This window comes from Stenotrophomonas sp. Marseille-Q4652 (assembly GCF_916618915.1).
Classification (GTDB): domain Bacteria; phylum Pseudomonadota; class Gammaproteobacteria; order Xanthomonadales; family Xanthomonadaceae; genus Stenotrophomonas.
In genome coordinates this window covers 3,012,558-3,031,041 of the sequence record NZ_CAKAKE010000001.1, presented here as the reverse complement: position 1 = coordinate 3,031,041, position 18,484 = coordinate 3,012,558, and the positions used below count along the sequence as shown (strand labels likewise).

Annotated in this window: 17 protein-coding genes and 1 pseudogene; 7 read left to right on the top strand and 11 right to left on the bottom strand. The window is 65.8% G+C overall.

Annotation, left to right across the window (positions count from 1 at the left end):
• Positions 1-147 precede the first annotated feature (147 nt).
• Positions 148-2,193, top strand: a complete 2,046-nt coding sequence (locus tag LG380_RS14330) for a GGDEF domain-containing protein (protein WP_225765995.1) — start codon at positions 148-150, stop codon at positions 2,191-2,193.
• 22 nt (positions 2,194-2,215) lie between these two features.
• Here LG380_RS14330 and LG380_RS14325 read toward each other — a convergent pair whose 3' ends face one another.
• Both LG380_RS14325 and LG380_RS14320 read right to left on the bottom strand, forming a co-directional pair.
• Positions 2,216-2,704, bottom strand: a complete 489-nt coding sequence (locus LG380_RS14325; RefSeq protein ID WP_225765993.1) for a GFA family protein — start codon at positions 2,702-2,704, stop codon at positions 2,216-2,218.
• A gap of 310 nt (positions 2,705-3,014) precedes the next feature.
• Positions 3,015-3,377: a hypothetical protein gene (locus LG380_RS14320; RefSeq protein WP_225765992.1), complete on the bottom strand. Its 363-nt coding sequence runs from the start codon at positions 3,375-3,377 to the stop codon at positions 3,015-3,017.
• 216 nt (positions 3,378-3,593) lie between these two features.
• On the opposite strand from LG380_RS14320, the gene LG380_RS14315 reads away from it, so the two are divergent.
• Both LG380_RS14315 and LG380_RS14310 read left to right on the top strand, forming a co-directional pair.
• Positions 3,594-4,739: a hypothetical protein gene (locus LG380_RS14315; RefSeq protein WP_225765990.1), complete on the top strand. Its 1,146-nt coding sequence runs from the start codon at positions 3,594-3,596 to the stop codon at positions 4,737-4,739.
• A 146-nt stretch (positions 4,740-4,885) separates the two neighbouring features.
• Positions 4,886-5,164 (top strand): hypothetical protein, encoded by a 279-nt coding sequence (locus tag LG380_RS14310; RefSeq protein ID WP_225765988.1) that lies wholly within the window; start codon positions 4,886-4,888, stop codon positions 5,162-5,164.
• Positions 5,165-5,627: 463 nt separating this feature from the next.
• On the opposite strand, the gene LG380_RS14305 is transcribed toward LG380_RS14310, so the two are convergent.
• The 7 genes and pseudogenes from LG380_RS14305 to LG380_RS14275 form a co-directional block, all read right to left on the bottom strand.
• A complete protein-coding gene (locus LG380_RS14305) occupies positions 5,628-7,277 on the bottom strand; it encodes an XVIPCD domain-containing protein (RefSeq protein WP_225765986.1) in 1,650 nt (549 codons plus the stop codon).
• Between the two features lie 26 nt (positions 7,278-7,303).
• Positions 7,304-7,738, bottom strand: a complete 435-nt coding sequence (locus LG380_RS14300) for a hypothetical protein (protein ID WP_225765984.1) — start codon at positions 7,736-7,738, stop codon at positions 7,304-7,306.
• 117 nt (positions 7,739-7,855) lie between these two features.
• Positions 7,856-8,617: pseudogene (locus LG380_RS14295) on the bottom strand (EAL domain-containing protein).
• 285 nt (positions 8,618-8,902) lie between these two features.
• Positions 8,903-9,652: an ABC transporter ATP-binding protein gene (locus LG380_RS14290; protein ID WP_225765982.1), complete on the bottom strand. Its 750-nt coding sequence runs from the start codon at positions 9,650-9,652 to the stop codon at positions 8,903-8,905.
• Entirely contained in the window at positions 9,645-10,847 is a 1,203-nt protein-coding gene (locus LG380_RS14285) for an ABC transporter permease (protein WP_225765980.1), read from the bottom strand. The genes LG380_RS14290 and LG380_RS14285 overlap by 8 nt, the downstream gene beginning before the upstream one ends.
• 3 nt (positions 10,848-10,850) lie before the next feature.
• Positions 10,851-11,249 carry a hypothetical protein gene (locus LG380_RS14280; protein ID WP_225765978.1) on the bottom strand — a complete coding sequence of 133 codons (399 nt, stop codon included), beginning with the start codon at positions 11,247-11,249 and terminating at the stop codon, positions 10,851-10,853.
• Positions 11,195-12,070, bottom strand: coding sequence for an efflux RND transporter periplasmic adaptor subunit (locus LG380_RS14275; protein ID WP_225765976.1), 876 nt, complete (start codon positions 12,068-12,070; stop codon positions 11,195-11,197). Before LG380_RS14275 ends, LG380_RS14280 begins: the two co-directional genes overlap by 55 nt.
• A gap of 194 nt (positions 12,071-12,264) precedes the next feature.
• Here LG380_RS14275 and treF point away from each other — a divergent pair, with 194 nt between their 5' ends.
• Positions 12,265-13,872: an alpha,alpha-trehalase TreF gene (treF, locus tag LG380_RS14270; protein WP_225765974.1), complete on the top strand. Its 1,608-nt coding sequence runs from the start codon at positions 12,265-12,267 to the stop codon at positions 13,870-13,872.
• A gap of 265 nt (positions 13,873-14,137) precedes the next feature.
• Here the strand turns inward: treF and arsH are convergent, their stop codons facing one another.
• On the bottom strand, positions 14,138-14,806 hold the full coding sequence (arsH, locus tag LG380_RS14265; RefSeq protein ID WP_225765972.1) for an arsenical resistance protein ArsH: 669 nt from the start codon (positions 14,804-14,806) through the stop codon (positions 14,138-14,140).
• 80 nt (positions 14,807-14,886) lie between these two features.
• Between arsH and LG380_RS14260 the strand changes: the two genes are divergently transcribed.
• From LG380_RS14260 to arsB, 3 genes are read left to right on the top strand one after another with little or no spacing between them, the layout of a single operon-like run.
• Entirely contained in the window at positions 14,887-15,219 is a 333-nt protein-coding gene (locus tag LG380_RS14260) for a metalloregulator ArsR/SmtB family transcription factor (RefSeq protein ID WP_225766649.1), read from the top strand.
• A 47-nt stretch (positions 15,220-15,266) separates the two neighbouring features.
• On the top strand, positions 15,267-15,779 hold the full coding sequence (locus LG380_RS14255) for an arsenate reductase ArsC (RefSeq protein WP_225766647.1): 513 nt from the start codon (positions 15,267-15,269) through the stop codon (positions 15,777-15,779).
• A gap of 13 nt (positions 15,780-15,792) precedes the next feature.
• Positions 15,793-16,830, top strand: coding sequence for an ACR3 family arsenite efflux transporter (gene arsB, locus LG380_RS14250; RefSeq protein WP_225766645.1), 1,038 nt, complete (start codon positions 15,793-15,795; stop codon positions 16,828-16,830).
• Positions 16,831-17,363: 533 nt separating this feature from the next.
• Here the strand turns inward: arsB and LG380_RS14245 are convergent.
• Positions 17,364-18,350 (bottom strand): hypothetical protein, encoded by a 987-nt coding sequence (locus LG380_RS14245; RefSeq protein ID WP_225765970.1) that lies wholly within the window; start codon positions 18,348-18,350, stop codon positions 17,364-17,366.
• Positions 18,351-18,484: the final 134 nt, after the last annotated feature.

Below are 18,484 nucleotides of genomic sequence, written 5' to 3'. Positions count from 1 at the left end.
CGCAGCCAGCCAACCGACGACAGGAGGCCACCGCAACGGCACCGCGCGCCCCCCCGGCACACGTCGGGTACGCGCCATTCAACTATTCCCTTGCGCGGCCGCTACCTGTAGCGGGCCTTCAGGCCTTTCATTCCTCGGGATGCAGCCATGAGCAACAGGGGATTCATCCGCCTGGTCCGGTTCCTGCGGCACGGGAGCGGTCCACGCGCAGTTCGACCAGTGGCCTTTGCAGGGCGCTTCGCCAGCGCTCTTCCGGCTATCCGCGCACCGGCCATGGGCTGGGGCTGGGCATTGCTGCTGGCCGTGTTGCCCGCCTGCCCCGCATCGGCGGCCGTCACCGCCGACGATCCGCGTTACCAGCAGGCACGCGCGGCGGCGGAAACCCTCTACCGGGACAGCGAATTCGAGCAGGTTCTGGAGAGTTGCCGTGAAGCGCCGCCGGTAGCGGAGGACCTTCCCTACCGGCTGATCTGCCTGATCGCCGACGAGAACCGTCCGGACATCACAATCCCCGCGCTGTTCCACATACACGTCGATGCGCTGGGCCAGGGCAAGGCCGACCTGGCGGCACAGGCGCTGTCGGTCGCGGCATGGCGCCAGTCCGAAGCCGGTGACATCCGTGGTGCGTTCGGCACCTACGAGCGGGCGCTGGCGATGGGCGACCGGCTCTCGCCCGCCGTACTCAACGACATCACCCTCAATACCGGCGGCCTGTACGTCATGTATGGCGACCCGGAGTACGTGGCCAAGGGCGTCGAGCTGCAACAGCTGGCCATCACCCGCTTGCAGGAAATGAAGAAGGCCGATCCGGCCAACACCAGCCTTGATTTCGACATCAGCCTGGCCCAGCACAACATCGGCGTGGCGCACGCGCTGCACCTGGACGACTACGCGCTCGCGCTGGAGTGGTTCGACAGGGTCGACCGCGGCAATGGCGAGTTCATCCGTTCGGCCCTGGTGTTCTCCGCCCTGTCGGCGCTGCAGCTGGGTCGCCTGGAGGATTCGCGCCGCTACCTGGCGCAGTCACACGCTGCGCCCCGCTCGCGCGCTACGCCTTCCCGTTACCTTCGCTGTTACCAGGAACTGGTCAAGCTTGGGCTGGATGGCCACGCCGAGCTCGCTCCGTGCCGCGACCTGGACGAACGCGATCCGCTGCAGGTCAAGCTGGACCTGGCCAAGCGCATGACCGTGCTGGAGCAGCCCGAGTGGCGGATGGCCGGACTGGAGGCCATGCACCGGCTGTTCATTCGCACGCTCGAGGCCCAGCTCAAGCAGGGCTCGATACACGCCGCCTCGCGCGCCGAACTCAACCGCCTGCAGGTGGAAGCCAAGCTGCAGGACGAACTGGTCGAGAAGGAGCGTGCGCTCAAGCAGATGGAGCAGCAACGGCTGATGAGCCTGCGGCTGCTGGCCGGCGCGCTGGTAGCCATCCTGCTGCTGGTACTGCTGGTGATCCTGTTGCGGCTGCGCCAGGACCGGAAGCTGGCCCGGCACTTCCACACGATGAGCCTGCAGGACGGACTCACCGGCCTGCACAACCGACGCTATTTCGAGCAGCACATCGAAACGGAACTGGAGCGCCTGCATCGTGCAGGCCCGGCCGAAAGGGGCCATGTGCTGGCCCTGTGCCTGGTCGACATCGACCATTTCAAACGCATCAACGACACCCATGGGCATGCCGCCGGCGACACCGTGCTGGTGGAAGCCGCGCGCAGGCTGCGGGCCACGCTGCGCGACTCGGACATGGTGGTGCGCTGGGGCGGCGAGGAATTCCTGCTGGCAACCCGGGTCAAGGATCGCGCGCAGGTGGGCTGCGTGATCGAGCGCGTCCGCCGGGCCTTTGCCGACCAGCCCATGCAGCTGCCTGACGGCACCGCGCTGGATGTGACCTGCACCATTGGCGCCATAGTCCTGCCGGCGACCACGGGCAGCGCAGCCCCGGTGGCGCGCGACCGGCTGCTGCAACTGGCCGACGCCGCGCTCTACCTTGGCAAGGAACAGCGTGACTGCTGGATCTGCATCGAGGATGTCACCGACCCGGACGTGCTGGCCCAGGATGTTGACGGCGCGCTCGTCCGGTTCGAGGCCGAGGGTCGCCTCCGGCTGGCGCGCGGCCCCGGGCAACCCACTGGCTACGACCATGCGGACAGCGCAGGCCACTGCGCTGACGCAGCCGATACCGGGCCACGGTAAAGGCCGCGGGGCGCTACACCGCCTACGGGTCCAGCAGCCCGTGGCGGCGGTGCCACTCTTCCAGCGAGACATCGGGAAGCTGCTGCACATGCACCTCGCCCGGCCCTTCGGGAACCTGCACCCAGTTGGCCTTGGAGTCGAGGAAGATGTGCAGCCGCTCCGGCGGCACCGGTAGCGGAGTGTCGATCGCCGAGGCATGCGGGTGGACCAGATCGGGCCACTCCGGATCAAACAGCCACAACGCGCTGCCGCAGCCGGTACAGAAATGCCGCTGCCCGGAACTGATGCGGCAGTTGCCATCATCCTCGCCGAGCTTTGCCCGGTACACGCCAAGGTGCTCGCGCCCTTCCACCTCCAGCGTATCGGCGCGCGCTCCCAGGTTGATCGCACTGCCACTGCCACCGGCGGTCTTGCGGCAGATCGAGCAGTAGCACTGCAGGAACGGCACCGGCGCGTAGGCCTGGCAGCGGAAGCGCACGTTGCCGCAGTGGCAGGAACCTTCGATTTGCATGGCAAACACCTCGTCGAGTGTTTCCCGAACATACCGCCGAGGGTGCAAACCGAACGTCGCGAACGATGCCCTGCCTTGGGGCTCCGGCTCAGAGCGTGATCTCACCTTCCAACTGCAGCCAGTCGCGCGAAGTGGATTGCAGCCTCGTCTCCGACTTCACAAGGCACCACCACTCGCAGGTAGTGAGGGTCACGACCTGTCCGTCAGAGCTGAACCGGACGTCCTTGAAACCCCACTTCACCGTAAGGGCGATCAGCCCCGCTGCAATCGGATTTGAGCTCTGAACTGCACGCGTAGTCCGATGCGCGCGTCAGAGCGGAACGAGCCGGTGCGCGGCGTCGCTGCAGACGGTAATCGCGCCATCCCCTTCAGCCGATCCGACAGCCTGGACACGCGTTCCCACGGCCAGCGCCTGTACGTCTACCGGCGCGGCCTGACAGAGGTTCCAGCGTGCCGGCAGCTGCACTGCCACGCGCCCGCGGCCGACAACGTCGACCTGCACTACCGCGTGCCCATCGTAGGTCCACGGCTGGGTGTCGATGGACGCCACGACTCCTTCAATGGTGACGGTGCTGCCGCCTTCTGAAGCCGACCCGCGGGTGGTGGCGCAGGACACGGTTGCCAGCACCAGGCACGCGGACATCCTGGACGAAAGGACTGGGAGGGATCGCATGGTTGCTCCTTGGGACAGGGCTGTTGGTGGAAAGGGCTACTACAGAACGCATGAGATCAATGGCCGGGTTGATTCGCGATGAAGCCCTGCGCCAGCGCGAGGCTGGAGCTCTCGCCCCCTGCTTCAGCATTCCCCCCCTGTCCTTTCGTCCAATGCCTTGGTGCATTGCACATGGGAAGCATGGGCCGGTCACCAAGGCGCCTGGGAGGGCTCGCCATGACGCAAGCAACGCGGACCACGCAGCCTCGCACGATAATCGCTCGTCCGCTGTGCTGGCTGGTCGCCGGCTGCATGGCGCTGGCGGGCCTGTGGGCAGGGAATGCTTCCGCCCTGGACTGCGGCTCCAACAATGGCTTCACCTGCCAGGGCACCCAGACGCAGTACGCCGGTGGCTTCAATCCAGGCGTGGGCTATGGCGGTTTCGGGGGTGGCAGCTGCACCGCCAGCCGCACGCCGGTGGTCTTCATCCATGGCAATGGCGACAACGCGCTGAGCTTCGACATGCCACCGGGCGCGGTGAACGGCTACAGCAAACCGACACGCTCCGTGTATGAGGAGCTCAAGGCCGCCGGCTACAATGACTGCGAGCTGTTCGGCGTGACCTATCTGTCGGTGGACGAACGCAAGACGCCCCAGATCAATTACCACGAGCCTTACAGCTACAACGTACTCAAGACCTTCATCGACAGGGTCAAGACCTACACCGGCAAGTCCCAGGTCGACATCGTGGCGCATTCGCTGGGCAGCACCATGGCGCTGGCGATGATGAAGTACCACGGTTACCAGGGCAGCGTGCGCCGCTTCATCAATATCGGCGGCGGCATCCGCGGCCTGCAGACCTGTCTCTACACCGGGTACCAGAATGCGCTGGCGCCAACCTGCAACGCCGAGGCGTGGGTATATCCGTACAACTACTACACCTTTGGCCTGTACCCCAGCACCGGGGTGACCTACTACGGCTACAACCGCTGGACCGGCAGCGGCACGGGCTCGCTGCGGACCTTGCCCGCCAGCTGGACCTCGGTGAGCTTCTACACCGTTACCGCCGGCCTCTACGGCCAGGTGCACTGCTTCACCACCAATGGCGCGGTCACCTGTCCCAACGGTGCGTTGTTCAACAGTCGGACCAATGTAATGGCGCAGGTGGATGTCGGCTTCGGCAACAGCAGCTACAGCTACGACTGGAACTGGGCCGATGGCATGCCCTTCAACGCAGGTGGCGGCGACACCAGCGGCGGAGTGGGCCACTTCCGCTCGTTGGCAAACACGGGGGTGATCATCCGCAACATGCTCACCACGTCATGTACGACCAACTGCGCCAGTGGTTATGGCGGTGTCCACGGGCCGGCGGCGAACCGCTGAAGTAGCCTCGGCGTGGGCCGCTCGCGGCTCGCGTTGGCACCAGGCTGAGCGGGCTTTCTGGAAGGAGTGGCGCCCCGCGGGCACTTCCACGCGACGGCGACATGCCTCCCCGCAGGCTGGCGTTCCCCAATCGAGGAGAAAGCCCCATGCTCGCCACCGCCTCTGCCGCTTACACCGGAATGAACGTGCTGATGATCGTCGGCGCGATCTTTGCGCTGATCCTGACCATTCTGTGGATCCTGGTACCGTTCGCGCTGTTCGGGATCAAGCCGCTGCTGCGCGAACTGATCACCGAACAACGCCGCGCAAACGAGCTGGCCGCGCGCATCGCCGCCACGCCGGCACCGGCACCGGTCGTGGTCGCCCCGGCTGACCCGCGCGTGGATTCCCGCGTCGACCCGCGTGTGGATCCCTATCGCCGCTGACGCAGCGGGGGTCCGCTGACCCGCGGTTATCGCGGGCCACGGGCAGCCATCGGTCAACTAAGGGTGGCGGCTGGTCCCTCAGCAGTACAACCCGCGCCCGATGCCGATACTCCTGCCTGATCGAACACAGCCATCTAGTGCGCGACGGGCTTGCCGTAAGTACGCTCGATGGAGGGAAAGTACGCGGCGGGACCTTTGGTCCCTGGGCTCGGACTCACGACGGTCTCCTTGGGGCACGGCAATGGGTACAAGGAGCAGTGAGAGGCGGAAACCGACGGGGCCCGGCCTCTCACAAACTTGGCTACTGCGCGTGGTAAAAGCAATGAGAACTCGGAGTTCCCGGTCTCACCAAAGAGGGGTGCTACATGTACTTGTAGCTGCCGCTTGTAGCTGCCGCTTGGCCCTGCCTCGGGGACAGAAGCCTGCCGGGCCCAATCACCGACGTGCCCCTGCAAGCACCGTCTTACGCGCCGTAACGCTGGCCTGCCAGATGCGGCTCCCTCTCGGAGACCTGGGCTTCTGCCATCTGCCTCCCAATGTCCTGCAATCTTGCGACCGATTCCCTTACCGGGGTCTGTGCTGCAAGGTCGGTAGGCATGTGCGCTCGCAGATGCGCCGGATCATCAATACGACCCTGCACGATGAGGATGTTCGCCCCGGCCCTGCCGACCTGGCTTTCGCAGCTCAGTAGCACGTGATCGATCCGACTCATTCCGTTTTGCATGGCCAAGCACGCCAGACTGGCGCACAGGCGATCACTGACGTCGTCCGGCCTTCGACCGAAACTTTCGTCGAGACGATTTACCCCCGCACGCGCCTCGGCCAACAGCCCATTTGGCTCCAACCCAGTTGCTTGGAGCAGGTCGACTTGCTGGCCACCTTGGCGATTTCCTTGCACAGGTCGCAACGGCGCTGCATGAGGGTCGGCGTGAATCACGGGTGTCCGGATCCCATTGCTTTCAACATTCAGATCCACACTGCCGTCCCGGTTCCGCACCCGCGTCAGGTCGCTGGGCTCCAGAGCAGACCAACGGCCTCCTATGCGTGAGTAAGCAGTCCCTCCCCTCGCCCAGACCGGGAAGTCATCGCCGGAGGCATAGAGACCTCCGGTGGCTCCTGCCCTTCCTTCTGCGCGCGGCCGCCCATAAGCGTGACCCGTTCCACGATCCAGCGCCTCAAGGAAATCCGGGGCCTGGGCATGGTTGAGGAACAGCGTCTTTACAGCCGCGTATTCTGAAGCAAGGGCGGGCCGCGCCTGATCTTCGTTCACCGCCGTCGGGTCGACCAAGGGGTTGGCAAGCACGTTCTGCCATGCCTCATGCAGTGGATTGTCAGCGTCCATCCTTCGCAGCCCATTGAACACATGAGCACCGCTGACCGCGTGATTGCGACCCGACTCGATATAGTCCTGATCGCCACTCGGTGCCCGCAACCCGTCGATGGCGCGACTGACATCACTTACTTCCAGATATGAGTCATTCGCCATGTTGCGCACAAGTCGCGGCGCCCAGAGATTTTCACTCTGGTTCTGCAGCTTCATCATCATGACCATGAGCTGCGCGCGCTCCTCCATGCTGGATCGTTGATAGAGTGGTGTCTGCCTCACGGTGCGTACGACACCCCCCATGAGCTGCTCAACCTGGGCGACATCGCGCTCATGAACGAAACGGATTCCGTCGTCGGACCGCAGGAATTGATCCAGCCGCTGTTTCACCACGGCATCCAGGGCCCGACCATGGTCAGCGGTAATGGCCCGTCCATTTCGTGAGAGATCCCGGACTGTCTGCGCATATCCAGCCTCCCCCAATACCCAGTCAAGCTGCGTGCGAGCTGCCCAAGCTTGGTATGCATCAACCAACGCCGTTGCCACTGCCGGGCGTTGTCCCAGATCGATTTGAAGGGTTCCAATCGAAAAACCGCTGTTCCCGACTGGGGTCATGATCCCGTTCTGGATTCTTCCTGCGAAGGACAGGCGGTTTGATACATCCCGCCCTGCATTGCTTCCTTCGGAAGACACGCCCACGGCGAAGTAAGCCAAGGCACGCAGTTCGGAGTCGGTGAGATCCGCGGCAGCTGGCACCGCAGGGTTCATCTGGTTTGCAGGCACATTCATCGGGACATTCCTTTTCCCTTGCTCGCTTATTCGTCGTCCTCAGCACAGTCACGGTCATCGACGGGGATCACCACGCCTTCTCCGTTGCGATGCAGGGTCAGGTACTCCTGTGCACCCCGGTACCATACGAGGGCGTCCCCGACGCGCTCCAGGTAAGCTTCTTCCTGGCCCATATTCGGGCAGGCGTGCTTGGGGTCGTCTGCTGTTTCCGAGCAGAACCACACCCGTGCGCGAGTTCCTTCCACGGTGCCCTTGAGCAAGCCACTCTCACCCCGCACACGGGTGCCGTCATCCCAACTTCCGCTTATCCGGGCATCTTCCTGAAGCAACTCCAGATTGGCGACGTGACCAAACCGGCACTCCTGCCGGTAGGACCAGAGCCCCGCGAAGTCCGGCCCAGTGGTGGCACATGACGCACAGGCAAGGGACAACAACGCAGCAACCAATGACTTCCCTTTCATCAGAACCCTCCTGAGTTGAAGCGTTCTTATAACGCAGGAGGGGCCCTCGAACCGGGAACCCAATCAAGTTTGGCGTGCAATACCGCGGCGTCGGCAAGACCTGCGGGCACGACTGGATCAGATCCAGGCAATCGCCGCACCGTCGGTCGCCCGCTCGAACTGCGGGCGGCCGAACCAGTAGCCCTGCATCAGGTGGATACCGAGGTCGGACAGGCATTGCGCTTCGTCGTGGGTCTCGATGCCCTCGGCGATGACGTCGATGTCCAGCTGCGCGCACATCGACACCACGCCAGCGACGATCGCCTGGCGGGCCTTGCCCTGGTCGATGCCACGGACCAGGGCCATGTCCAGCTTGACCAGGTCGGGCTGGAAGTCGGCCAGCAGGTTCAGTCCGGCGAACCCGGCGCCGAAGTCGTCGATGGCGGTCTGGAAACCGATGCGCTTGTACTCGCCGAAGATCTCGGCAAGCCACTTGCCGTCGTTGACCTGCTCGCCTTCCACCGACTCGAAGATGATCCGGTTGATCGGGAAGCCGTAGCGCCTGGCCGCCTACAGCGTGGAGCGGATGCAGACCTCGGGTCGGTAGATCGCGTTGGGCAGGAAGTTGATCGACAAAAACGTATCGAGCTCCACCGAGCTGGCAATCCGTATCGCCTTCTCGCGACAGGCCTGGTCGAACGAATAGCGGATATCGTCGGTGATGCGCGACAGCACGGTGCCGGCCGGCTCGCCGGCCGGGCCGCGCACCAGAGCCTCGTGCGCGAACACGCTGCGCGCCCGCACATCGACGATGGGCTGGAACGCGTAGCTGAACTCGAAGGGCAGCGGTTGCGCGTCACGGCAGAGCGCGCATCCAGTACGGGTAACGGAGGAGGACATGCCGGTGTTACCGCGTTTGTGGAGGCAGAGGATTGTATCGGCAGGAAGCGGCCCTGCTTTAGCCGCCCTGTCTACGTCACCGCCCGTGTCGTTGAGGTGTTTGCTTCACAGGCACAAGGATCGAATGGCTTGAGAACCCGGGCCGTGTCCGCAGAACTGGCCACCGCGCTCCTGCTTCCGCCTGCACTGTCAGTCCGCAAACATCCGTTACCGGGGCGGCCAGGGCTCCCGTCGAGGATTGCGGACGCAGCACATGGCGAGCACCACCCGGCGCAGAAAGCAGGCTCAGCTGCCGGCTTGCGCGCCCTCGCTTTCCGCTGCCGGATCCTCGTGCGCCGTGCGCTCGTCGGACACCACCTCGCCATCGACCAGGGTGAGGGTGCGGTCGCAGGTCTCGGCCAGGCGCGGATCGTGGGTGACCACCAGCACCGCACAGCCGAAGCGGGCGTTGAAGTCGCGCAGCAGCTCGAACACATCGGCGGCGGTCTTCGTATCGAGGTTGCCGGTCGGCTCGTCGGCCAGCAGCAGCGAGGGCCGGGTCACCAGCGCACGGGCAATGGCCACGCGTTGCTGCTGGCCACCGGAAAGCTGGTCGGGGCGACGGTCGGCGAGCTTCTCCAGGCCGACCGCGGCCAGCAGCTCGCGGGCGCGATCCAGCATCTCCGCGCTCGGCTTGCCGTGGGCCATCATCGAGGGCATCAGCACGTTTTCCAGCGCGGTGAAGGCCCCGATCAGGTGGTGGAACTGGAACACGAAGCCGATGTGGCGCCCGCGCAGCGCGGTGCGTGCCTCGTCGTCCATGGTGCGGGTCGGCTGTCCGTCCAGGTACAGCTCGCCGGAGGTCGGCGAGTCCAGCAGGCCGATCAGGTTGAGCAGGGTCGACTTGCCCGATCCCGATGGCCCGACCAGCGCGGCGAAGTCGGCGCTGTCCAGGCGCAGGTCGATGCCATGGAGCACCTCGACGTCGTTGGGCTGGCCGATGTTGTAGGACTTGCGCAGGCCTTCCAGCCGCAGGACTTCCCTCGACTCAGGCATGGCGGATGGCCTCCACCGGGTCCATGCGCGATGCGCGCCAGGCCGGTACCAGTGCGGCGCCCATGCCGGCCACGGTGGCCAGGATCATCGCCGCCACGATCAGCACCGGCGACAGGTCGATCACGAACAGCTTGGGCCCGAAGGTATTGAACGCAGCGACCAGTGCCCAGCCGGCGAACGCGCCCACCGCCGAGCCCAGCAGGCCCAGCACCGCGTCCTGGATCAGGAACACCTGCAGCATCTGCCGGCGGCGCGTGCCCATCGCGCGCAGGATGCCGATCTCGCGGGTGCGCTGGGCCACGCTCACCGCCAGCACGCTGGCAATGCCCAGCGCCACCGATACCGCAACGAAGAAGCTGATCATGTTGGTGGACATGCTCTGCGAGCTCAGTGCGTTCATCAGCTGCGCGTTGGATTCCGTCCAGCTCTGTGCCTGCAGGCCGGTCAGGCCGCGGATGCGCGCGGTCTGGGTGTCGGCATTGAAGACGTCCTCCACGGTCACGTCGATCACCGTCACCCCGCCGGGCAGGGCCAGCAGCGACTGCGCCTGCTTGAGGTCCACGTAGACATAGCGTTCGTCCAGCTCGGGCACGCCCGGTTCGAAGATGCCGGCCACGTTGATCACCGCCTCGCGGCCATCGCCGGCATCCAGCCGCAGCTTGCCGCCGGTGCGCAGACCCAGGTCCTCGGCCAGCTGGCGACCGACCAGGCCATTGCCCGAGCCCACGTCCAGCCGCCCGGCCACCAGGTTGTCCTGCAGCGGGATCACCCGCAGGTAGCGCGCCAGGTCGATGCCGGCCAGCGCCACCGATTCCACCGCATCACCGCGGCGGCCGAACGCCGGGCCGGACAGCACCGGCGACACCGCGGTCACTCCCGGCAGGCGCTCGATCACGTCGCGCACCTGCTGCCAGTTGTCGATCGGCCGCAGCGACTGCGGGCGCGGATCCTCCAGCAGCAGCTGCAGCACGCCGACCGGCGCCGGTGCGATGCGGTTGACCTCGCGCGGGGCCTCGACCCTGACGTGCGACTGCGTGCCGAGCGTGCGTTCGACCAGGTTGGACTGCAGCCCGGAAATCAGCGCGATCACGAAAACGATCACCGACACGCCCACCGCGATCCCGAACAGGATCAGCAGCGACTGCGCGCGGCCGTGGCGCAGGAAGCGCAGGGCGATGGTGGATTCGATCCACATGGCTCAGTTGCGCGCCGCGGCCGGCACGGCCTCGTCCTTGCGCGGCGCTTCCACGGCTGTGGTCGGCAGTGGCTGGGCACGGGTACGCACGCGCGTGCCCGGTTCCGGCCGCTGTCCGGGCGCGGCGCTGCCCACGGCCAGCACCACGTCGCCGGCGGACAGCCCGTCCACCACTTCCGTCATCGCCAGCCCGCGCAGCCCCAGCCGCACCGGCACCGATTCCACCTTGCCGCCGCGTACGCGCAGCACCTGGCCGGCGTCGCGGCCGACGTCGTCATCGATCAGCGCATCGTTGGGCAGCACCAGCGCCTGCGGCTTCTCGCCGGTGAGGATGGTCGCGGTGACGGTCATGTCCTCGCGCAGGAAATCCACCGGCGGGTCGATGCGCAGGCGCACATCCACCGCGCCGGATCCACGGACGGGGCAATGTGGTGGACGGTCGCGTTGAAGCTGCGACCCGGCCACGCATCGGCCTCGCATACCGCGCCCTGGCCGACCTGCAGGCGCGAGAGGTTCTTCTCGTCCAGCGGCAGCAGCAGTTCGCCCGGGGCCTCGCGCGCCAGCTCCAGCAGCACCTGGCCCGGGGTCACCACATCGCCCGGTTCGACCTGACGCAGCAGCACCGTGCCGGCCACCGTGGCGCGGATCACCGCACGCTCCAGCTCCGCCTCGGCGGCGCGCAACTGTTCCACCAGCTGCGCCTCGCGTGCACCGCCGCTCAGCGAAGCGGCGTTGACCCGTGCCTGCTCCGCTGCGGCGCGGGCGGCGACCACCGCCTGCTGCGCCTGTTCGACCATCTCGCGCGACACCAGTTGCTGCTGGCCCAGCCCGCGACGCCGCGTGGCCTCGCGTTCGGCCTGGGCCAGCTCGGCCTCGGCCTGTCGGAGGCGCGCCTGCGCGTCGGGGCGATCGGCCTGGCGCAGGGCTTCCAGCGCGGCACGGGCCTGGTCGCGGCGGGCTTCCAGGTCGGCTGCGCGCAGCAGCACCAGCACGTCGCCCGGTGCCACGGTGTCGCCTTCCATCACCCGGCGCTCCAGCACCAGCCCGGAAATCTCCGCCCCCACCGCCACCCGCGACAGCGCCGCGACGCGGCCGGTGGCCACCACGTTCTGCACCAGCGGGCGCGACACCACCTCATAGGCCGGCACCACCGGCCCGCGCCAGCGCGCCACGCCAAAGGCCAGCAGGAGCACGCCAAGCAGCGCGCCCCCAGCCAGATCCATTTGCGTCGTGACGCGTGCTTGGCCCTGGTCCGTTCCAGGATCAAAGCCATATCTTCGCCTCGGGGGTGTGAGGGCGACAACGGCGTTTTTCCGCCTCGGGCGATGTTGACCCAGAACGATCCATTCCGGGCGCGACCGGCACGCATCATTCGCCTTCTTGCGCTGCTTGCCTGCGCGCCTGCGTCACATGCGCCATGGCATCGTCGCAGCCCCGGCGAAAGGAGCATTCCCCGATGCGGTCAACGATCCGGTTACTGGCCCTCTTCCTCTTCCTGCAGCCGATGCTCGCGGCGGCGGAAGCCTGCCTTGCGGGATTTCCGCAGAACTACGGCGCCCTGTTCGCTGACGCACAGCGCGTGTTGCCCGATGCCAAGGTCCTGGTCGACGCCACGCCGAAGCAACCGCCGGCGAGCATTGCCGCCGAATACGCGCATCGCCGCGGCCTGCCAGGCTTCGACCTCGAGCAGTTCATCGCCACCCAGTTCGAGATGCCCAGCCCGGCCGGCGGCGATTACCAGACCAACCCGCGGCACGACGTGGTCCAGCACATCGACGCGCTGTGGCCCGTGTTGGAGCGCCAGCCCCGGCCCGGCGACAGCCGCAGCTCCCTGCTGCCCCTGCCCTACCGCTACGTGGTGCCGGGCGGCCGTTTCGACGAGATCTACTACTGGGATTCCTACTTCACCATGCTCGGCCTGGAGGAGAGCGGCCGCCACGACCTCGTCGTCGACATGGTGCGCAACTTCGCCTGGCTGATCGACCGCTACGGCCACATTCCCAACGGCAACCGCACCTATTACCTCAGCCGCTCGCAGCCCCCGTTCTTCGCGGCGATGGTGAACCTCGTCGCGGAGCGCGACGGCGATGCGGTGCTCACCACCTACCTGCCGCAGCTTGCCGCCGAATACGCGTTCTGGATGGAGGGCGCCGATGGACTTGCCGCCGGCCAGGCGCACCGGCGCGTGGTGCGGCTGGACGATGGCTCCGTGCCCAACCGCTACTGGGACGACTGCGACACGCCGCGGGACGAAAGCTACGGCGTCGATGTCGAAACCGCGAACGCCTCCGGCCGTCCGGTGGCAGAGGTCTACCGCTCCCTGCGCGCGGCCGCGGAGAGTGGCTGGGACTTCAGCTCGCGCTGGCTGGCCGACGGCCGGACCCTGGCCACCATCCGCACCGTGGAAATCGTGCCGCCGGACCTCAACAGCCTGCTGTACAACCTCGAACTCACCCTGGCCAGGGCCCATGCACTGTCACAGCAGTCTGGCGAGGCCGCCAAATTCCGTGAACGTGCGCAGGCGCGCAAACAGGCAATGCACCGCCACCTGTGGGATGCCAGGGCCAGCATGTTTGCCGACTACCTGTGGAAGGAAGGCCGCACCACCGGCCACGTCACCGCCGCCACGTTGTATCCGCTGTTCTTCGGCATTGCCGATCAACAGCAGGCCGGGCGCATCGCGCAGCGCGTGCGTGCGGACCTGTTGCAACCACATGGCCTGCTCACGACCACGATCGAGACCGGCCAGCAATGGGACGCACCCAACGGCTGGGCCCCGCTGCAGTGGATCGCAATCCAGGGGCTGGAGGCCTACGGGCACAACGAACTTGCCGAAACCATCGCGACCCGCTGGATCGGCCACAACATCGCGGTCTACCAGCACGACGGCAAGCTGGTGGAGAAATACGATGTCTCCGGCAAGGCCAGCGCCGGAGGTGGCGAGTACCCGCTGCAGGATGGCTTCGGCTGGACCAACGGCGTGCTGCGACGGCTGCTCGCGATGTATCCGGACGCCGGGAAGTAAACCGGGGTCAGAGTCGAATTCCTCCTCCACACGGCGCTGCCGCCGACACTACAGGTAGCCCTTCGCATAGGCGGTGTCCGCTCATATGGCGCCCCGGCACAGCTTTGCCGCTTGCTCAAGGCGACGGCTACATGGAGAGCAGCATCCCAACGGGGAGTTCCGGGTGCGTAGCCGTGCTGCCAGGGCATTTGCGGACTGCTACGAAAAGCCAGCCAACTGCAAACGCGCCAGCAAATTGGACACCTGGATGACTCTGGTTCCGGAATTACTCAGCGACCCCGGCAGCCGCTGAGACACGACGCGCCTCCTCGGCGCCCTTTCGTTCGCTGTATCGATCAACCAGATGGTCGCTGCGCCCGCGGACCATCAGGGTGAACTTCATCAGCTCCTCCATCACGTCCACGACGCGGTCGTAGTAGGACGAGGGCCTCATGCGGCCGCTTTCATCAAATTCCTGCCAAGCCTTGGCCACCGACGACTGGTTCGGGATGGTGACCATCCGCATCCAGCGCCCCAGCACGCGCAGCGTGTTGACCACGTTGAACGACTGCGACCCACCGCAAACCTGCATCACCGCCAGTGTTCTGCCCTGCGTCGGGCGAACGCTGCCGTCTTCCAGTGGCAGCCAGTCAATCTGATTCTTGAACACGCCGGTGATGGTGCCGTGCCGCTCGGGCGACACCCACACTTGGCCTTCCGACCATTGGGACCATTCGCGAAGCTGCTGGACCTTGGGGTGGCTCCTGTCGACGCTGTCGAGCATCGGCAGGTCGTGCGGATCGAACACCCGCGTCTCGGCGCCGAGATAGCGCAGGATGCGCTCAGCTTCCAGCGCAAGCTTTCGGCTGAACGACTGCGGCCGCAGCGAGCCGTACAGGAGCAGGATCCGTGGCGGGTGCATACCGTCGGCACCCAGGACCTCGGGTTGGGGCATTGGGAGCAAGTCAGCGTCCAGGTTGGCGGGAGGGTCGAATGGTGGTTGTTCGGGGCTATTCATTCGACTATTCTAAAATTATGGAAATAAATGATGCAATCACTTCCCTGACCGCACTGGGACACGCAACCCGCCTGGCCGCCTTCCGCTTGCTGGTCGAGGCGGGCCCCGCCGGGCGCATGGCAGGCGACATCGCCAAAGCACTGGGCGTCCCCGGCGCGACGCTGTCCTTCCATCTGAAGGAGCTCGTGCATGCCGGCCTGGTGGAGAGCGAAAGCCAAGGCCGCTACGTCTGCTACCGCGCGAACTTCCAGGCCATGAATGGCCTGGTCGAGTACCTCACACACAACTGTTGCGCCGGTTCAACCAGCGCCGAATGCGCGCCGACCCGGGATCCGACCTGCGGCTGCTGATCAAACGGCTGCCCTCCTGCATGCCCTCCACCCACGAAGCCATCGCCATGACCCACAACGTCCTCTTCCTGTGCACCGGCAACAGTGCTCGTAGCGTCCTGGCCGAAGCCACGCTGCGCGCGTGGGCCGGCAACCGCTTCAAGGTGTTCAGCGCCGGCAGCCAGCCTACCGGTACGGTGAACCCATTCGCCTTGACTCAGCTGCAGGCCGAGGGCATCTCCACGGCCGGGCTTCGGAGCAAGTCGTGGGACGAGTTCACGACCGCGGATGCTCCCCGCATGGACCTGGTCGTGACCGTCTGCGATTCAGCAGCAGCCGAAACCTGCCCGGTCGTGTTCGGAGACTTCCTGCGGACACATTGGGGATTGCCTGACCCCGCAGCGGTCGGAGGCAGCGATGCCGACCGAGCTGAGGCGTTCCGGCGAGCCCATCGGACTATCCAGGCCCGCTTGATGGCCTTCCTCGCACTGCCAGCTGCAGCGTGGGAGGATCGAGGGCAACTCAAGGCCGCCTTGGACAAGATCGGCTTCATCGACGCCGAGGATGCCGACAGTGAATGAGGCCGCCCCGCGCATGGCGCTCTTCGAGCGGTACCTGACCTTGTGGGTCGCGCTGTGCATTGTGGCGGGCACGACCCTGGGCCGCCAGTTCCCGGCAGCATTTGCTCAACTGGGCAGCATCGAGTGGGCCCAGGTCAATCTCCCAGTGGCGTTGCTGATCTGGGTGATGATCGTGCCGATGCTGATGAAGATCGACTTCGGCGCTCTGCGCCAGGTCGGCCAGCACTGGCGCGGCATCGGGACCACGCTGTTCATCAACTGGGCGGTAAAACCCTTCTCGATGGCGCTGCTGGGCTGGTTCTTCCTGCGCCATGTCTTCGCGCCGTGGCTGCCGGCGGACCAGGTCGACTCCTACATTGCAGGCCTGATCCTGCTGGCGGCGGCCCCGTGCACGGCGATGGTCTTCGTCTGGAGCAACCTTTGCCGCGGCGATGCGACCTTCACGTTGAGCCAGGTGGCACTGAACGACGCGATCATGGTTGTCGCCTTCGCGCCGCTGGTTGCGCTCTTGCTGGGCATCTCGTCCATTACTGTGCCGTGGGCCACACTGGCGATCTCGGTCGGACTCTACATCGTGGTCCCCGTCATCATTGCCACGCAGCTGCGCGCCTGGCTGATGCGTAGCGGCGGTCAAGCACGAATGGATGTCTGGCTGGCCAAGCTCGGGCCGCTCTCCCTGGCAGCATTGTTGATGATGCTGGTGCTGCTGTTCGGCTTCCAAGGCGAGCAGATCCTGGCGCAGCCATTGATCATCGCCATGCTGGCGGTACCCATCCTCATCCAGGTCTACTTCAATTCCGGCCTGGCCTACCTGCTCAATCGCCAGCTCCGTGTCGCCCACAGCGTGGCCGGCCCATCTGCCCTGATCGGCGCAAGCAACTTCTTCGAGCTGGCCGTGGCCACCGCGGTCAGCGTGTTTGGCGTCCATTCTGGCGCCACGCTCGCAACGGTCGTCGGCGTGCTGGTCGAAGTGCCTGTGATGCTATCGGTGGTCCGCATCGTCAACCGAAGCCGAGGTTGGTATGAGCGGCCTCAGGTCGGCGGCGTCTGAGACTTCTCTCGCTGCCTGGCAGATGCCCGAGCCTCGAGCACAGGGTCCGGCATCAGCCGTTCAGGCCCGAGGTTACTCATCATGCTTGTCCTCCATGCTCAACCGATGTTGTGCACATACGCTCGCGCCATGAAGCTTGCGCACTCGGCTGGCGCGGACAACTTCAGGCGTGGCCCTCGTTCATAGAAGAGGTCCAAACCGTAGTTGGCCTGCAGGGTCTGGCGAAGGTGGCGGGTCGGCCCGCCAGGCAAAGCCCGGTCAGAGTCGAATTCCTACCTCGCACTCTCGGCACCACTGACATTCGCGGATATCCCTCTCGCCCAGGATGGGCCGATCCCGGAGGAGGACATATGGCACGGAAGCCCCGAATCGATCTGCCCGGCGTTGCCCAGCACGCCATCCAGCGTGGCAACGACCGCCAGCCCGCCCTAAGAAAAACAGGCCAGAGTGAAATGCACTCTGACCTGTGATCCGGCCACCGGGGCCGCGTCATGCGGCAGTGGCGGCATCCATGTGCAGTGACGAGGACTGCGTCAGTCTTCGATGCCCATCCTGGCCTTGACCAGCGCGGCCGAAGCGGCACCGTCGTTGTCATACGGACGGGTGAGGAAATACTTGTCAGCCGGGAAGCCGGCCGGCAGGACCTTCTTGTCCAGTGTCACCAGCACGTCGGCGGTGCCCGGCACCAGCAGGTCGAAGGCGTCCGGGAAGACCACGGCTTCCAGGCGGGCACTGTTGACGGTGGCCATCTCGCCGCCGTTGTCGGGCATGGCCGATGCCAGTAACACGTGGCCCTTCACGATCAGCGGCACTTCGGCATTGCCACTGCCATCACGCTTGCCGGCCAGCTTGGCTTCGATCGCGCGCGCGGCGGCCTCGTCCATCGGCAGCCAGAATTGCGAGCTGTTGGCCAGGTCCATGCCCGGCACCACCACCGAGAACTCCACCGAGTTGCGGCCGTGCAGGTCAACGCGCTCATTGCTCGTGGACGTGTACAGGAAGATCGGGAAGGCCTTCTTCTCCATGTCGTACTGGCCGAACTGCACGGTGTCGTTGATATCGATGGCGATATCCCCGATCTGGCGCACGCGGGCCAGGTACTCATCCATCTTCGGTTTCAGCGCGGCGAGCATGTCCTTGCGCTTGAACGGGTCCTGCTCGTTGGCGAACTCCTTGGAGATGGTGTAGGCCAGCAGCTCCTCGTCGATCGGGTCGGCCTTGCTCCAGTACAGGTCCACATAGGCCAGGTGCTCGGGGCTGTCCGGGTAGAACTGCTGGCCCAGCTTCATGTACGGCGCATAGCTGCGGCCTTCGGCGCTGCGGAAGGGCATCACGGTGATGTCGCGGCCCACATCGTCCTTGGATGCCACCACCATCGCATTCTTGCCGTCAGCGGACTTGGCCGACGCGCTTGCGCTGCTGCCCTCGGCCGACGCGGCATCCCCACCGCTCTTGTCGCCACAACCGGCCAGCAGGCCGCCCGCCAGCAGCATCGCTGCCATCAACGGATTGATCTTCAACTGAATCTCCATTGGGTTTGCGGTAACCGTACCCCGCCGCCACCCCGGTTCCCCCAAGCCGGCCGGCGCAGCACGCCGGCAACGTTAGCGGCGGCGATTCACTTTTCTTGATCATCGATACCCGCACCGCGTCG

Bases quoted from the DNA above. Each gene is read 5' to 3' on its own strand.
- LG380_RS14255 (WP_225766647.1), top strand. From the start codon at position 15,267: ATGACCCACAACGTCCTCTTCCTGTGCACCGGCAACAGTGCTCGTAGC.
- LG380_RS14290 (WP_225765982.1), bottom strand. From the start codon at position 9,652: ATGCCTGAGTCGAGGGAAGTCCTGCGGCTGGAAGGCCTGCGCAAGTCC.
- LG380_RS14275 (WP_225765976.1), bottom strand. From the start codon at position 12,070: ATGGATCTGGCTGGGGGCGCGCTGCTTGGCGTGCTCCTGCTGGCCTTT.
- LG380_RS14310 (WP_225765988.1), top strand. From the start codon at position 4,886: ATGCTCGCCACCGCCTCTGCCGCTTACACCGGAATGAACGTGCTGATG.
- treF (WP_225765974.1), top strand. From the start codon at position 12,265: ATGGCATCGTCGCAGCCCCGGCGAAAGGAGCATTCCCCGATGCGGTCA.
- LG380_RS14300 (WP_225765984.1), bottom strand. From the start codon at position 7,738: ATGAAAGGGAAGTCATTGGTTGCTGCGTTGTTGTCCCTTGCCTGTGCG.
- LG380_RS14320 (WP_225765992.1), bottom strand. From the start codon at position 3,377: ATGCGATCCCTCCCAGTCCTTTCGTCCAGGATGTCCGCGTGCCTGGTG.
- LG380_RS14285 (WP_225765980.1), bottom strand. From the start codon at position 10,847: ATGTGGATCGAATCCACCATCGCCCTGCGCTTCCTGCGCCACGGCCGC.
- LG380_RS14330 (WP_225765995.1), top strand. From the start codon at position 148: ATGAGCAACAGGGGATTCATCCGCCTGGTCCGGTTCCTGCGGCACGGG.
- LG380_RS14315 (WP_225765990.1), top strand. From the start codon at position 3,594: ATGACGCAAGCAACGCGGACCACGCAGCCTCGCACGATAATCGCTCGT.
- LG380_RS14325 (WP_225765993.1), bottom strand. From the start codon at position 2,704: ATGCAAATCGAAGGTTCCTGCCACTGCGGCAACGTGCGCTTCCGCTGC.
- LG380_RS14260 (WP_225766649.1), top strand. From the start codon at position 14,887: ATGGAAATAAATGATGCAATCACTTCCCTGACCGCACTGGGACACGCA.
- LG380_RS14305 (WP_225765986.1), bottom strand. From the start codon at position 7,277: ATGAATGTGCCTGCAAACCAGATGAACCCTGCGGTGCCAGCTGCCGCG.
- arsH (WP_225765972.1), bottom strand. From the start codon at position 14,806: ATGCCCCAACCCGAGGTCCTGGGTGCCGACGGTATGCACCCGCCACGG.
- arsB (WP_225766645.1), top strand. From the start codon at position 15,793: ATGGCGCTCTTCGAGCGGTACCTGACCTTGTGGGTCGCGCTGTGCATT.